Source organism: Rothia sp. HMSC061E04 (assembly GCF_001813685.1).
Classification (GTDB): Bacteria; Actinomycetota; Actinomycetes; order Actinomycetales; family Micrococcaceae; genus Rothia; species Rothia mucilaginosa.
Genome location: NZ_KV813705.1, coordinates 226,289 through 242,078 on the forward strand (window position 1 = coordinate 226,289; position 15,790 = coordinate 242,078).

The 15,790-nt window shown below is 63.0% G+C and carries 12 protein-coding genes; all 12 read right to left on the reverse strand.

The genetic code is table 11. The features are described 5' to 3' along the window. Positions 1-35: 35 nt before the first annotated feature. Entirely contained in the window at positions 36-1,736 is a 1,701-nt protein-coding gene (locus tag HMPREF2927_RS06745) for a (2,3-dihydroxybenzoyl)adenylate synthase (RefSeq protein WP_070686627.1), read from the reverse strand. Between the two features lie 252 nt (positions 1,737-1,988). Next, positions 1,989-3,407, reverse strand: coding sequence for an enterochelin esterase domain-containing protein (locus tag HMPREF2927_RS06750; RefSeq protein ID WP_070686628.1), 1,419 nt, complete (start codon positions 3,405-3,407; stop codon positions 1,989-1,991). Positions 3,408-3,939: 532 nt separating this feature from the next. Beyond that, positions 3,940-4,782 carry an ABC transporter ATP-binding protein gene (locus HMPREF2927_RS06755; RefSeq protein WP_049327746.1) on the reverse strand — a complete coding sequence of 281 codons (843 nt, stop codon included), beginning with the start codon at positions 4,780-4,782 and terminating at the stop codon, positions 3,940-3,942. Continuing rightward, on the reverse strand, positions 4,782-5,882 hold the full coding sequence (locus HMPREF2927_RS06760) for a FecCD family ABC transporter permease (protein ID WP_070686630.1): 1,101 nt from the start codon (positions 5,880-5,882) through the stop codon (positions 4,782-4,784). Before HMPREF2927_RS06760 ends, HMPREF2927_RS06755 begins: the two co-directional genes overlap by 1 nt. Next, positions 5,882-6,949: a FecCD family ABC transporter permease gene (locus HMPREF2927_RS06765; RefSeq protein WP_083303488.1), complete on the reverse strand. Its 1,068-nt coding sequence runs from the start codon at positions 6,947-6,949 to the stop codon at positions 5,882-5,884. The genes HMPREF2927_RS06760 and HMPREF2927_RS06765 overlap by 1 nt, the downstream gene beginning before the upstream one ends. A gap of 144 nt (positions 6,950-7,093) precedes the next feature. Then, positions 7,094-8,011 (reverse strand): plasmid partitioning protein, encoded by a 918-nt coding sequence (locus tag HMPREF2927_RS06770; RefSeq protein ID WP_070686632.1) that lies wholly within the window; start codon positions 8,009-8,011, stop codon positions 7,094-7,096. 174 nt (positions 8,012-8,185) lie between these two features. Further along, positions 8,186-9,616 carry a hypothetical protein gene (locus HMPREF2927_RS06775; RefSeq protein WP_070686634.1) on the reverse strand — a complete coding sequence of 477 codons (1,431 nt, stop codon included), beginning with the start codon at positions 9,614-9,616 and terminating at the stop codon, positions 8,186-8,188. A 139-nt stretch (positions 9,617-9,755) separates the two neighbouring features. Beyond that, the gene (locus HMPREF2927_RS06780; RefSeq protein WP_070686636.1) at positions 9,756-10,829 is read right to left on the reverse strand and encodes an ABC transporter substrate-binding protein; all 1,074 of its coding nucleotides are present in this window, start codon (positions 10,827-10,829) and stop codon (positions 9,756-9,758) included. A 413-nt stretch (positions 10,830-11,242) separates the two neighbouring features. Beyond that, a complete protein-coding gene (rpe, locus tag HMPREF2927_RS06785; RefSeq protein WP_070686638.1) occupies positions 11,243-11,944 on the reverse strand; it encodes a ribulose-phosphate 3-epimerase in 702 nt (233 codons plus the stop codon). A 54-nt stretch (positions 11,945-11,998) separates the two neighbouring features. Further along, the gene (locus tag HMPREF2927_RS06790; RefSeq protein ID WP_070686640.1) at positions 11,999-13,933 is read right to left on the reverse strand and encodes an RsmB/NOP family class I SAM-dependent RNA methyltransferase; all 1,935 of its coding nucleotides are present in this window, start codon (positions 13,931-13,933) and stop codon (positions 11,999-12,001) included. Beyond that, positions 13,930-14,898 carry a methionyl-tRNA formyltransferase gene (fmt, locus tag HMPREF2927_RS06795; RefSeq protein ID WP_070686642.1) on the reverse strand — a complete coding sequence of 323 codons (969 nt, stop codon included), beginning with the start codon at positions 14,896-14,898 and terminating at the stop codon, positions 13,930-13,932. The genes HMPREF2927_RS06790 and fmt overlap by 4 nt, the downstream gene beginning before the upstream one ends. Before the next feature lie 6 nt (positions 14,899-14,904). Beyond that, positions 14,905-15,510: a peptide deformylase gene (gene def, locus HMPREF2927_RS06800; RefSeq protein WP_070686644.1), complete on the reverse strand. Its 606-nt coding sequence runs from the start codon at positions 15,508-15,510 to the stop codon at positions 14,905-14,907. Between the last annotated feature and the right edge of the window lie 280 nt (positions 15,511-15,790).

Here is a 15,790-nt window from a genome sequence, read left to right on the forward strand (position 1 = left end):
GTACGGTTTAGCCGAAAATGATCAGCTCAAAGGGTTTAGCCGAAAATTTCGGCAAGCTTGGCGCGCAGCTCGCGGCGAGAAATCTTACCCACGTTCGTGGTGGGCAGCTCCTGCAGAACCTGCACGCGCTCCGGGATCTTGAAGTCGGCGAGCTTCTTCGAGGTGAAGAACTCGTGCATCGTGCGGCGCGGGTTTTCGCCCAGGTCGACGCCTTCTTGCGGCACAATGACCAGGCCCACGCGCTCGCCCACAGTCTCGTCCGGGATACCCAGAACCACGGCGTCAAAAACGTCGGGGTGGGTCAGCGCCAGCTCTTCGATTTCGTCCACGGCGATCTTCTCGCCGTTGCGGTTAATCTGGTCCTTCGCGCGTCCGGTCACCTCAAGGTACTTGCCTGCGACCAGTCGCACAATGTCGCCGGTGCGGTAGAAGCCGTCCTCGGTGAAGCCGTAGCGGTTCGCGTTCTCCTCCAGGTAGTAGCCGCGAATCGTGTAGGGGCCGCGGGTAAGCAGGTGGCCGCTCTCGCCGCGCTTAACCGGCTGGTCCTGATCATCAACAATCAGGATTTCATCGTCGGGGCTAATCGGGTAACCCTGAGTCCTCAGGCGCAGCTCAATCGGGTCGGTCGAGCGGGTGTAGTTCACCAGACCCTCAGCCATGCCGAACACCTGCTGAACGGTGCAGCCGAGCACCGACTCAATCTTGCCTGCAACCGCCGGGGCTAGCTTCGAACCGCCCACCTGCAGGTTCTGCAGGGACGGCAGGGACACGCCGCGCTTCTCCGCGGAGGCGACCCACGCCTGAGCCAGCGGCGGCACCAGCGCGGAGGTGGTCACACCCTCCATCTCAATGAGGTGGAACGCAGTCTGCGGGGACGGATCCGCTGCAAACACCAGCTTGCCGGAGGCGCACATGACGCCCAGAATACCGGGCGAGCTCATCGTGAAGTTGTGCGCGGCGGGCAGCACTACGAGCATGGTCGTGTTGTTGTTCAGCTTGCAGATATCGACCGAGCCGCGCACCGAGTACAGGTAGGCGGCGTGGGTGCGAGGAATCAGCTTCGAAATGCCGGTCGTACCGCCGGAGAGCTGCAGGAACGCCACCTGCTCGCTCGCACGCAGGTTCTCGGTGTTCTGAATGACACCGGGCACGAACTCTTCAGCGAGCTCCTCTTCGGTCAGCGGGGTCAGCGACTCCGCAACGTCAATAGCAACCGGCGGCTCCAGGGAGTTCTTGCGCAGCTCGGCGGCAACGTCCTCGTGCAGGGCGGTGAAATCTGCGCCGGGGGTCACCGAAGAGAACACGTGCGCCGCAGCGTCGGTGCGGGTCGCAAAGTGCACGAGCTCGGTGGTGCGGTGCTGCGGCAGGCAGAACACCGGCAGCGCAGCCGCCCAGAAAATACCCAGCAGGTACACCAGGTACTCGGCGGTGTTACCCAGCTGCAGCAGCACACGGTCACCGGGCTGCACGCCAGCCTGAACGAGGCGCGCCGCAGCGGCACGACCTGCCGCCTCCAGCTCACCGTAGGAGAGGCGAATCTGCTGGGGCTTGCCATCCTCATCGAGCTGCGCGTGCGAGAGCGCCACCAGCGCAGGGAAGTGCGGCTTCGCGCGGCATGCATCCAGCAGGAACTCGGGGATAGTCTGGTCGATCCAGTAGCCGGCTTCTCGGTACTTCGCGGCAAAAGACTCGGGGATGAGCGGCGTGGGGGCCAGGGGGCTACGTTCTACGGTCATCTTCTCTCGATTTCTGTGTCGTTTGCGGTTTCTATAGCGCTCACGTGCTGCGTGCGTTCGCAGCGTGATGCCATCTCGTCAATGAGGGCGGGTGCGCAACCTACGCCGGGTACCCTTCGGTACCCCTCGCGGCGCGGTAGTGTTGTGCTTCTCTGAGGCTGTACCTCTCTAGGATACGGGCGCGGCGGTGTTTACCCTAACGGAAACCCCGCACGCCCACCATGCGGGGCATGCTCTACCCGTACAGGATCCCTAGACGACCTCTTGCAGGTCCTCCGCAGAGCCCCGCTCAGTGCGTTCAATCTCCCGGCTGGCTGCAATAATACGTTCCAGGGCCGGCACAATCGCACCGCGCCAGCATGCATAATCGTGACCGCCGTTGAAGGTCGTGCAACGTGCTCTCTCCAGGCCAAGCTTTTCCAGACGTGCCTTCAGCTCGCGGTGAGGAGGCACCAGAACCCACTCCTGCTCCCCCACCTCAATCTCAAGGTACAGGTGGCGCAGACGGTCAATCTCGCCAGCCGCCTCCAGCTCGTCCAGGCGGTCCATGACCTGCGGCTGCCACAGCGACGAAGACTGTGCGATCGCGCCGCCAAACGCCTCCGGGCGGCTCAGCACCGCCAGCAGGGAGGACAGCCCGCCCAGCGACTGACCGTTAATCACAATGTTCTGCGGCGCGGTCTTAATGCCGTGCACCACCTCCAGGTGCGGGAACGCAATCTCCACTAGGTAGTCGGCAATCGGGTTGTCACCGTTCAGTTCCTTCCAGCGGTGCTCACGACCGCCAGAGTGCAGGAAGAACACGTGCATCGCCGGAATACGGCCCGCCTCGTAGGCGCGGTTGAGGGTCTGCTCCATGCCCTGGCTGAACCACATCTCACCGTCGAACTGGATAAACAGCGGCGCATCCGGGGCGGGGTCACCCACACGGCCGAGCACGTACTGGTGACCGTCAGAGGTCTGCATCCACTCGGGGGCGGGCAGCGCGTCAATCTCTTCCTGAGTCAGGATGAACTCCTGCACCGGCGCGTACTCAAGCTGCACCACACCCATGCAACGACCGATGCGGTTGCACACGGTCTCGGGGTTCAGCGGGTCACCCTCACCGGAGTCCAGGGCGGCACGCAGGCGCACCTGGTCGTCATCGCCCAGCCAGGCGGGGCGCTCGCCGGGCAGCGCCGGCAAGAAGTTGTAGGAGGCACGCCAGGTGGTTTCCATCTGTATGCTCAGCTGCCACCAGCCAGTGCCCTCGATGCGGGCCATGAGGGAACGGTCGAGGTTCTTCTCATCGGTCAGGCGGTTGATGAACATGAGCACCTGCTCCGCCTGCTCGTTGTGGTACAGGAAGGTAACGATGCGCTCGTTCTCACTGATGCTGCCGTCTTCGCGGTGCACCGGCTCGATAATGGGGGTGCCTTCGGAGACGATCTCAACGATGCGGGCGTTCAGCTCTTCGGGGCTGACCGCCTCGGCGATGAGGGCGCTGATGAGGGGACTGTCCACGCGCGGTGCCGGTACGGGGCGCGGGATCTTGGGAGGGGCCGGGCGCACGGTCGGCGCAACGGTACGCGGCTGCGCCGAAGTAGCCTGTTCAGAAGTGTTCTGGGCAGAAGTATTCTGTGCAGAAATACTCTGCGCGGGAACGGTCGCGGTGGGTTCGTGCTCGCCCAACGGTTCCTCCTTGGTCTGTGGAAACACTCAATCGGTGAGAATCGGTGAGGAGGCGCATTATCGTTAGTTAGCCTCTACTACCTCACTCTATGGTATCCCTTACCCAAACTCCAGCCAAAGGGAAAAGCGAAAGAACCACAACATGACATTCATGACAGCGAGCGCGGGCTCCTAAAACCCAAGCGCAAGCCGCCACAACCCCACCTAAGACCAACCCAGCCCAGCCCCACCTAAGACCAGCCCAGCCCAGAAGTTAAAAGAGATGAGGCACCGAGACCGTGCATCAAACCTTCAAACAGTGAAGGTCTCATGCGGCAGTCTCGGTGCCTCATCTACGGGTTCCCAAAATGGAACCTACCCAGTGCTCGGAGCCGTTCATGCGTCAAAGACGGGCGAGCACCGGGTAGGCGCCCTACGCGCAGGGGATCCTGGGTCCCTCAGATCCTAACGTTCGCTACTCGGCGCAATGCCGAGCTTTTCCACCCGTACTGAGACGGTTGGCGCTAACTCCCACGCGGCTTAGGGGCGAAAACTATTCGCTTTCGCGGGCCGCCGAAATAGCGTCAGCGGCAATATGAATTGTTTGGTTCTCCTTCGGAATAACCAAAGGGGTGCCAGTGCATGGATCAGGAATAATAACCGATTGCAGGTCAAAAACTTCCTGGATAAGTTCCGGTGTAATTATCGCACGCGGATCGCCCTGAGCGATAATCCGGCCCTGCTTCATTAACACAACATGAGTAGCATACCTGAAAGCAAGGTTCAGGTCATGCAACACCACGGCTACCGTTCGCCCTTCGGAATGCAATTTCTTCGTCAGGTTCAGCACCTCGATCTGGTGCGTGATGTCCAGGTAGGTGGTCGGCTCATCGAGCAGAATCAGCGGGGTCTGCTGCGCCAGGGTCATGGCAATCCACACGCGCTGACGCTGACCGCCGGACAGCGCCTCAATGGGGCGTTCCGCAAGTTCCAGCACGTTCGCCGCCTGCATCGCCTCCACGCAGGCGCGCTCGTCCTCATCAGACCAGGAACGCAGCAGCGACTGGTGCGGGTAGCGGCCGCGCGCCACCACATCTGCCACGGTCACGCCGCTAGGCGCCTCCGGGGTCTGCGGCAGCATCGCCAGGATCTTGGCGATGGCGCGGGACTTCATCTGCGGCAGCGGGGTGCCGTCCAGGCGAACCTCACCCTGCTTGAGCGGGTTCACGCGGGCAAGAGCCTTCAGGGTGGTCGACTTACCGCAGGCGTTCGGGCCCAAGATAACGGTCAGCTCCCCCTCCGGCACCTGAAAATCTACCCCGTTGAGCACCGTATGCTCACCGTAGGCAACCACCATGTTCTCGCCTTCAAGGCGGGTCGTCACACTAGTGTTCACTAGCTCTTCTTCCTTTCGAGGTAAATCAGGTAAATCAGGTACAGGCCGCCAATCGCGCCGGTCACCACACCCACCTGAATGATGCGTCCGGGAACAGCGAATCGGCCAATCAGGTCAGAGCCGAGCACCATGAGCGCACCCATAAGTGCCGCGGAGGTGAAGCCCACCCCGCCACTACGAGACAGGGTCTTCGCGATGTGCGGTGCCGCCAGGGCGACAAAGGCAATCGGGCCGGTCGTCGCGGTCGCCAGCGAAACCAGAAGCACACCGATAAACAGAGCCGCCACACGGTACGCATTCACGCTCACACCCAAACCGGATGCCACCTGGTCACCAAAACGAATCGCGCCCAGCGGGCGGACCAGCATCAGCAGCAGCGGAGTCACCACGAGCAACAGACCCATCAGCGCGTAGGTGCGCTCCCACGTGATGTCATTGAGCGAACCGGCAAGCCAGGACGCCGCGGTCTGCGCCTGAGTCAGCGAAGCACGCACCACCAGCAACGCATTGAACGCCGCCAGGGTCGAACCCACACCAATACCGACCAGCACCAGACGGAAGCCATGCAGGCCCGTGCGGCGCGTCAACAGCCACACCAGCACCGAAGTCGCCAAGCCACCAACCACAGCGCCCAGAGCAACCTCAACGGGACCGGAATTGAAGACAATAATCTGCAACAGCGCACCGGTCGCGGCACCATTCGTGAAGCCGATAATATCCGGCGAACCCAGGGCATTACCCGAAATCACCTGGAAAATCGCACCCGACAGACCAAGCGCCGCACCCACCAGAAGCGCCGCCACAATACGCGCCGCACGCTGCTGAGCGAAAGTCACAGCAATCTGCTTACCCTCACCCATCAACGCCGGAATGACCTTCTCCGGGGCGAGCTTATAATCACCCTGCAACATGCCCCAAAACGCCAGCGCCGCAATCAGCACCACCAACGCCACATTCAGGATCAGCACACGCCACGGCACCTGAGCACTCACAGGGCCGCGCACCGTCAGCACCGGGCGGCCGCCCAAATCACGGCCGCGACGACGCTCAGAACGGTTCACGGAGGCGGTTGCAGTCGAAACAGCGGAAGAATTCGACATTAGAGAGCCTCCACCTTACGACGAGTCATCAAGAACAAGAACACCGGGGCACCGGCAAGAGTCGCCACAATACCCACCTGAGTCTCCTGCGGAGCCACCAGCACACGCGCCAACACGTCAGCACACAGCAGCCACACCGGACCCAACAGCGCCGAACCATAATTCACCCAGCGCACATCATTACCGAGCAGAGCACGCACCACAAAAGGCACCGCCAAACCCACAAAACCAATCGGACCCACCGCAGCAGTCGCCGCACCGGCAAGCACCGTCACCGCCAGCAACGTCAAATTCTGGGTCGTACGCACACTCACGCCGAGGCTGGTCGCCGCCTCCTCGCCCATGCTCAGAGCATTAATCGCGGGAGCCACAAAGAACGCCACCAGCACACCCAGCACAATCACCGGGCCCACCGTCGACGCGATATCCATACCGCGGCCCTCCAGCGAACCGGCAACCCACACACGGAACTCGTTATACGCATCCTGATCAGCCAAAATCAGGCCCTGTGCAATCGCCGACAGCGCCGCAGAAATTGCCACACCCGCCAACGCAAGCTTCACAATCGAGCCATCACGGCCACGACCCAGCGTGTACACCAGCACCGCAGCCAACGCGCCACCAATGGTCGCAGCAATCATGTACTGCCAAATACCCATCACGCCGAAAACCACCACGGAAGCAATCACAGCCACCGCAGCACCGGCATTCACACCCATCAGGCCGGGCTCAGCCAACGGGTTACGGGTCAGCGACTGCATCAGCGAACCGGCAACAGCCAACGCGGCACCAGCCGCAAGACCCACCAGGGTACGCGGAATACGCTGCTCCATCACAATCGTCTGCGCCTGCTCAGAAGCAGTGCCATTGAAAACAGCCAGAACCTCATCCGGCGGAAGATTATTCGATCCGAACAGCAAAGAAGCAGCCACAGCACCCGCCAAAAGCACCGCAAACAAGAACAGAAAAGCCAGGCGCTTACCCAACTTCTGCCCCTGAATCACAGACCCCTGACGGGACGTACTCTCCTGCTGAACACCTCGGGACAATGAGCTCGTGCGGGCCACTATGCTCCTTATGCTCGATACAAGAAAACGGGGAGGCGCCCCCGGCGCACCCACACCACGCGAGGGGCACCCGGCACACCGGTAAATAATGAGAGAAACGCCGGAGCGGGCGGGTACTCCCCCACCCGCATCCGACGTTAAGTCTTAGCGCTTACGGGTCAGCAGCAGCGCAGCAGCGCCCACAATGCTTACGCCCAGAACCACCACGCCAATCCACGGGAACGCAGCACCGTAAGTCACGGTCTGAACGGTGGATGCGGTGTTAGCCGCGCCCGAAGCCGAAGCGCTCGGGTTCGACGCAGTACCGCGCGCAACAGCCGAAGAAGATGCGCTCGCCGAAGCGGTCGCCTTCTTCTGGGCATTTGCAGAAGCCGAAGTAGCCGGAGCGGCGGAAGATGCGGAGGTGCCGGAGGTACCGGAAGAGTCAGCTGCCGCGTTCAGGCGGTCGTACTCCTCCTTGGTGATGGTGTTGCCGTCAGCGTCGGTGTACACGGTCTCAGCCTCAGCATTCGACTCGTCACTCTGAGAGTTTGCGGAATCATCAGAACCCGAACGACGAGAGGAAGAGTTAGAAGATTCAGAACCGTTCTCGCCCACCACGGTGAACTCGGGGCTACGGTTCGTGTATGCCTCGGTACCCAGGTACTTGCCGTCCTTATCGCGCTTCTCACCAGTTGCAAGGAAACGCAGAGTGTGGGTGCCAGCGCCAACATCCGGCAGAGCAAAAGAGCCAGAAACGTTACCGTTACCATCGCTCTTCTGCTGGTGCACCACGCAAGCACCCTGAGCCGCGTCAGACGGGCACAGGTCGCCATCATCAACCTTCACCGACACCACGGTGTTCGCGGGGAAACCGCTTAAGGTAAAGGAAATCACGCCGTGCTCATTCACCGACGACGAAACAGTAGAAGAAGTGCCGGGCGTGGAAGCTTTCGCGCCACCCGGAGGCAGGGCGGATGCGGTGCCAACACCCAGGCCCAGTGCCAGGGTTGCGGCGGCGCAGGCGGTCAGTGCTTTAGAGGTCAGGGATGCCTTCGGGGCTCCCGAAAAAGGTGCACGCATGGTGGTCCTTTCAAATCTTTGCCAGGTTCATCTCTGGATATTCCGGTCCGTAGCAGAAACAACGGAACGACGCTGTATATCTGAACCCAAGTAGTCGGAGGGGCACCCGGTTTACGCACCCCTTCTTCAGGGGGGGGGTGAGCCGGTGCCGGTGTGAGTGTGCAGTCAGAAAATTTACTTCTTGGAGGTACGCAGCACCAGAGCCGTAGCCAGAATCACCAAGCCAGCTGCCGAAAGCAGCAGGTTGTTGGCGTTATTGACTAGCCACTTGGTCATACCGGTTAGCTCAGTACCTTCAATGGTTGGCCCCTGCGCAGTCAGAGCCGTAGGGCTGGAGGTAGCACTTGCATTCGAACGTGGCGAGGCAGAAGCAGAAGGCGAGCTGATGGCCTTAGCACTCGCCTTAGCCTCGGGCGTCGAGGCAGCGCTTTGGGGAGCTACTTCCTTCGCCTTAGCCTGCACTCGCTTCACAATAGGTTCGGCGGGAGTAACAACTGTGGCGAGTGACGGCTCCACCTCGTAGGAGTCCTGGTCATCATTGGATACATCCTCGCGGGGTGCCACGACACGCTCAACAGTTATGTCAGCAAAGCCAAGCACCGCATTTTCAGCGCCCTGATTGCCGTTGTGCACGACCACACGGTAAGTGGCGGCGGGCATGCTCACGCTGGTTTCGTAACTGAAGCTGCGGTTGCCATCCAGGCGCTTCCAGCCGGAGCCGTAGAGGGTCTGCGGTGAGTTTCCGAGGTAGGTCGCGGCGTACACCCAGGTACCCGGTTCAGCGTTCGGCACGGTCACAGTCACGATGGAGCCGTCACGGTTCACCTGCACGCCATGACCGTCGGTCAGTTCGGAGGCGTTGACCGGCTCGGGTGCGTCACCGGGGGCGTACTCCGGAGCCTTGTCGCTGAGCTTAATCTTCTGTCGAATAGACACACCACGGTCGTAGTTTTTATCCTGCTTATCTGCTCCACCCAAGGAACCAGAGAGGATCTGCACGTTGTGCTCGGAATTTTCGGTAGCCCAGCCTGCCTTAGCCAAAACTTCAGCGCTCAGACCGGTGTTTTCGGTGGTGGGCAGGGGAACCTCAACCTCAAAGGTGCCGTCTTCATTGGCGATTGCGATGAAGTTCGCGGGCGAGTTGCCGCCCTTCTTGGTCAGGGGGTTAATGGCCTGGTGTGCATCATCGGGGAGGGCATCCAGGAACTTGACCGCAAATATGGCGCCGCGGTCGGGGGCGTTACTCACGAAGCCTTCACCGCGCACCACAATCTTGCCTTCGCGCCATTTTTCGGTGGAGATGGTGACACGTGCCTTCACAGGGTTCGCTGTCTTGGAGCTGGCAGACTTAGTCGGCTCAATACTCGACGACGCGGACGGGGTAGGTTCAGCGGTCTTGCTCGGCTCATCAGAGGGAGCAGCACTAGGGGTAGCCGAGGCTGACGGGGTCGCCACTGGGTCCGAGGCGATACCAATCGGCAGGTTGGAATCCGCGTAAGCAATGGTGGTGCCGGTCAGTGCTGCTCCGGGGGTGATGAGCGCGCCGGCGAGAGCCACGACGGCACCGTAGCGGGCTGCGGTGCGTGCGGGTCGGGTTTCGGTCATTGTGGTCCTTGAGGATGGTGTGGTGGGTCGTGCATCCCCTTCCCGCCGCGGGTCTAGGTCGCGGCGGGAAGGGTGGCGGAAGCTTCAGCGGGTGATTGCTTCACAGGGTATTTAGAACGGGGTGTTCAGAACAGGGCGTTTAGAGCGGAAGCGCCTTCTTGACGTCCTCGATAATGCCGTTGAGCAGCAGCGGGCCACCGGTGGAGGTCCACTTGGAGCCGTCCACGAGAATCACGTGGTCGTCCTTGACTGCCTTCAGGTTGGTGAAGCCGGAGGTTTCCTTCGCCTTATTCAGTGCTTCTTCGGCGCCCTGCAGACCCGCGGAGCCCTGCGCGTTCGGGTTCTGCTGGCTTGCGCCGCCGAGGGTGCCGAGGAACATGTAGTCCGCGTCGATGGTTGCCAGGTTCTCCAGGGAGACGGGCTCGGAGTGGCCCTGGCCGTTGCGGTCCTGCGACTCGGGGCGCTTGAGGCCCAGGTCGTTGAGCACCTGGCCGGCGGGCAGTTCCTTGAGGATCAGGGCGGGGCCGTTGCCTGCCCAACGGACGATGGAGAAGGTCTTGTCGCCGTACTTGGGGGCGAGCTGGTCCTTCAGCGTAGCGGCGTTTGACTCGTATGCCTTGATGACTTCTTCGCCCTTGTCGACCATGTTCATAGCGTTGGCGACGTTGCGGAAGTTGATGCGCCAGTCGCCGCCCGCGTAGCCGCAGTAGACGACGGGAGCGATCTTCTTGAGGGTTTCGTAGGCGTCGGAGCGCTTGTCCACGCCGGTGGAGTCGACCAGAATCAGGTCGGGCTCGAGGTTGCCGATCTGCTCGTAGTTGACCTGCGCGACGGTGCCGATAATCTTGACGTCCTTGGCGCGGTCGGCGAGGTAGTTGGGCACGCCGGACTGGCCGCGGCCGGAGACGGAACCTACCGGGGTCACGCCGAGGGCGAGCAGGCCGTCGAGGGTGGGCTCAGAGAGGACGATAACCTTCTGCGGGTTGGCGGGAACTTCTACGTTCTCCTCATCAATGTCCTTGATGGTGCGGGTGCCGCTGTTGCCTCCGGAGGTGGAACCGCCGGAAGTGGTGGTCGTGGTGGTCTCGCTGCTGCATGCTGCGAGGGCGAGAGCTGCCGAGGAGGCGAGCGCCAGGCCAAAGAAGGCGCGGCGGTTAACGCCCGATGCGCCGTGGTTTTCGGTGTCGGTCAGCTCGGTTCGGTTGAAAGACATAGTTCCCCCTATAAATGACTAAACTATACCTAACCTTACAGATATCTGAGTGCTACATCAAGGCGTGCTCAGTTTGCATTCTCTGACCGCCAGGATGCCCGGTTTTGCCGCGGAATTCCGCGGGTTAACATATTTCACTCTTTGTCATAGTCTTGCTGACACTATGTCGCTTAAATGGGTGCCTCTCCCCCACTGTTGCCCCACCATAAATCCACGGTGGGTAAGAAATCAGGGCACGCAAAACGCCCCGCCGCGAAGAACCGCGACGGGGCGCAGTCTTCGCAACGGGGCGTATGAGGTTTTATGGGTGCGGGATTATAGATGCGGGCACCAAATCAGGGCGCCGAATCAGGGCGCCGGATTCAAAACGCAGGGGCACCGTTACAGGAGTACATCATTCCCCGCGCACACCGCTAGTGGCCGCAACCGCAACCAGAACCGGCACGCTTGACCGAGGCGGCCGCCGCACGCAGGGAGGCGATGGCCGCCTCCGGACCGCCGAGCGCCTCGTCCACACCGTAGACCGAGCTGCCGGCGACGAAGCAGGTTGCGCCCGCCTCGGCCGCACGCAGGATGGTCTCTTCGGTGATGCCGCCGTCCACCTGCACGGTCACCGGCAGGTTTGCGCCCTCAATCGCCTTGGCGGCGCGGGCGATCTTCGGCAGGGTCACGTCCAGGAACGCCTGACCGCCGAAGCCGGGCTCCACGGTCATGATTAGCAGCATGTCCAGTTCGCTGAGCATGTCCAGGTAGGGTTCCACGGCGGTTGCCGGGCGCAGCGCCATGCCGGCCTTCGCGCCCTCGGCACGCAGGGTGCGCGCGAGCTTGATGGGGGCGATAGCCGCCTCCGCGTGGAAGGTCACCGATTCGCAGCCCATGCTGGCGTACTGAGGTGCCCAGCGGTCGGCGTCCTCAATCATCAGGTGTACGTCGAACGGCACCGGCGATACCTCACGCAGACGCTTGACCACGGGCGGGCCCCAGGTGAGGTTGGGGACGAAGTGGTTGTCCATCACGTCAATATGCGCGGCGTCTGCGGTGGAAATGCGCTCCAGCTCGCGCTGCAGGTTCGCGAAATCCGCCGAGAGAATCGACGGGTTAATGGCAATACCCATGGGGTTCCTTTCAAATCCGTGCCGTATGGCCAGTGATGCTAGGCAGTGAAGCTGCTAGTTCTTACGCAGCAGGGCGAGGAACATGGCGTCGGTTCCGTGCACGTGCGGCCACAGCTGCGCGGTGGTCGGGTTCTCCGAAGCATTAACGACCGGCGCACCCTTCTTGACCTTGATCTCGGGGGTGTGGCCGGGGTCCTTCTCCCCCGCCAGCACGCTCACGGGTTCGCCGTTCGCGCCTTCGGCGTGCAGGGCGACTTCACGCAGTGCGGCGGCGGAGTCGAGCAGGCTGACCGCGCCGCTTTCGAGCACCTCGGCAACAATGTTCTGGGTTTCTGCCGCGTGCGGGGAGCAGGTCACGTAGGCGATGACACCGCCGGGGCGGGTCGCCTCAATGGCTGCGTCCAGGAGCTGACGCTGCAGGGGCAGCAACTCTGCAATATCGCGCGGGGACTTGCGCCAACGCGCCTCGGGACGGCGGCGCAGGGCACCCAGACCGGAGCAGGGCACATCCACCATCACACGGTCGAAAAGCTGACCGGGCTCAATGGATCCGGGCAGGTCGGAGACGTTCTTGCGCAGGGTCTCGCGGATCTGGCGGCCGTCGCCGGTGAGTACCGTGTAGCTGTCCTCGGGCAGGGGGCGCATGGAGGATTCCACGAGCTGCGCGCGGTGCGGTGCCGCCTCGTTGGCGACCAGGGATGCGCCGCGCTGAATACCGAGCGCGCCGAGGAGCGCCGCCTTACCGCCGGGGCCTGCGCACAGGTCGAGCCATGCGGTGTCGGTGCCGTCCAGGGGTGCTGCGGCGAGCGCGCGTGCCACCAGCTGGGAGCCGGCATCCTGCGCGCGGACGGTGCCTTCACGTACGGATTCCAGGCGCGCCAAGTCGCCGGAGGCGTACAGCGCCGAACCTTCAACCAGCTCGCCGTCGACGGCACCCTGTTCGCGTGCCTCGTCGAGGCTACCCAGGCCGGGCAGCGCAACCAGGTTCACCACGGGGGCGAGGTTGTCCGCTTCGAGTAGCTGCTCAATTTCGGAGGCGGGGCGGCCGTGCGCGACGAGTGCCTGGCGCATGGAACGCACAATCCAGCCGGGGTGCGAGGCGAGCAGCGCCATGCGCTCGGTGTCGTCCTTCGCGTCCTCGATGATGAGTTCGTACCACTCTTCGGGGGTGCGCTCGGAGACGCGGCGCAACACCGCGTTGATGAAGTTTGCAGGGCCCGCACCGATTTTTTCGCGCGCCAGGGACACGCTCTGGTTCAGTGCCGCGTGGGCGGGAACGCGCATGTTCAGCAGCTGGTGCACGCCCATGCGCAACACGATCAGGGTAGTGGTGCCGACCTTCTCGATGGGGCGGTCTACGCAGCGGCTGAGGATTGCGTCGTAGGTCCCCTGGTGGCGTAGCGTGCCGTAGGTCAGCTCGGTGGCGAAGCCTGCGTCGCGGTGGTCGAGGCGGTGGCTACGAATTGCCTTGGGCAGCACGAGGTTCGCGTAGGCGTCAGATTCCGCCACGGAGCGCAGTACGTCGAAGACGGTTGCGCGTGCGGTGTCTGCGGTGCGCGAGCGTGCGGAGGGGGCCGCCGCGGAGAATTCACGGGTGGACATGGAGCGGCGGTTGCGTTCGTGGCCGCTCTTATTGCGCTGGGAGGTGCCGCCGCCACCGCGTTTGGTGTCCTCGTGCGCGGTCTTGGCACGGCGTTCGGCGCGCTCCACACTGGTCAGGCCGTCAAAGCGGCGGCCGGTGCGCGATTCGGGGCGGGAGTTGTCATCCCACTTCTGCGGGCGGCCCTGAGAGCGCTGGCCCTGGGAACGCTGGTTCTGGGACTGCTGGCGGTTCTGATCACTCACACCAGAGCCGGAGCCGCTGCCAGTGCCGGAGCGGCGGCGGCGCTTACGCTTCGCACCGCCCTCACCCTGACCGCTACCCTGGCTGAACTTACCGTTGCCGGGCTTGCCGTGTCCTCCCTTGTAGGGGCGCTTTTCGTTGCTCATGCGAGTACCACCAGACCTTCCGCCATGTCCTTGCCAGCGCCGCGAGCCCACGCGGGCGCATCCATCATTTTCTTACCGGCAGGCTGAACCTGCAGCAGCATCAGGGGTTCGGTACCGGTGCCGACCAGTACCTTCTTTGCGTGTAGACGCACCGCACCGGGTGCGAGGGGGCCGCCGTTCGCCTCGGTCAGGGACTGCACCAGGCGCTCGTCGGCAACCGCCAGGCCACCGATCTTGAAGCGGTTTTCGCCCAGTTCGCACCATGCGCCAGGTTCGGGGGTGACGCCGCGGAAGCGTGCCAGGATCTGTTCGGCGGGTTCGGTCCAGGTGAGGCGGCCGTCGGCAATGCTCATCTTGGAGGCGTAGCTGACCGATTCGTCCTCGACCTGTACGGTGCCGTTCTCGCCCGCTTCGAGGCGTTCGAAGGTGCGTTCAAGCAGTGCGCCGCCGCTGGTGGCGAGGCGCATCAGCACGGTGCCTGCGGTATCGTCGGCGGCTACGGGGGTGGATTCCTGTTCGAAGGTGGGGCCGGTGTCCAGGCCTTCTTCGAGCAGGAAGGTGGTGGAGAAAATTTCCTGCTCACCGGCGATGAGGGCGCGCTGCACGGGGGCGGCGCCGCGCCATGCGGGAAGCTTGGAGAAGTGCAGGTTGACCCAGCCGTAGCGCAGGGATTCGAGCGCGGACAGCGGCAGCAGGGCGCCGTAGGCGACCACGGCGGCTGCGTCAGCGTTCAGTTCTGCGATGGCTGCGGCGGCTTCGTCGTTCCAGCGGTTTGCCTTCACGATGGGCAGGCCGATCTCTTCGGCGCGCTGTGCAACCGGGGAGGGGGTGAGCACGCGCTTGCGGCCCACGGGGGCGTCTTCGCGGGTGAGCACGCCGACCACGCGCACCTTATCGGAGTTCGCCAGGTAGTCGAGCGGGGGCACGGCAACGTCGGGGGTGCCTGCGTAAATAATGTTGAGCATGTGAGCCTACTTTCCGAAGCTACCGAAGGAGGAACCAGCAGAACCGGCACCGAACGCACCGCCGCCGCCGAAGGCGCCGCCCACGCGGGTTGCACGCTCGGTCACGGTCTTCGCGGCGACGGCGTTGTAGTCTGCGGCGCGCAGGGCACGCATCACGCGCTGGCGGTCTTCACCCACGAGGCGGTCGATGAACAGCTTGCCGTGCAGGTGATCGGTTTCGTGCTGCAGCATACGCGCGAACAGGCCCTCACCCTCCAGCACGAGGGGTTCGCCGTGGCGGTCCACGCCGGTCACGCGCGCCCAGTTCTTGCGCGGGGTTACGGACTTCTGACCGGGCACGGACAGGCAGCCTTCGCCGCCTTCCTGGTCTTCTTCGCCGACTTCGAGCACGGGGTTGATGATGTAGCCTTCGCGGTCGTCAATACCGCCGAAGGTGAAGATCTGCTTGGAGATGCCAACCTGCGGGCCGGCAAGGCCCACGCCGCCCACGTCGTACATGGTTTCTAGCATGTCGTCGATGAGTCGTGCCAGGTCGTCGTCGAAGACGGTGATGGGGTCGCAGACGCTGCGCAGCACCGGGTCGCCTACGGTGCGGATGCTCAGGATGGTCATGGTCCTCCTTTGCCGGCGGGGTGCCGGGAATGTGCTTACGGATTTCAATATGGTGGCAGAACTGCACCGATAGAACCTCGCGGGTGAAACTGCGCTGGCGGTTTTCTCAGTAGCGGGTTCTTCACAGCGGGCGCATTCTTCACAGCAGGTGCGCCGATCTGTCTATTGTTCTATTGTCGCCGATTCGGTAGCGCGAATCTAGAACAAATCGAGGCGCTGGGGGTGGAGGCGGCAGGGTGAGGGCTGAGCCTCACCTCCCCACACTCATCTCCCCCCCCCC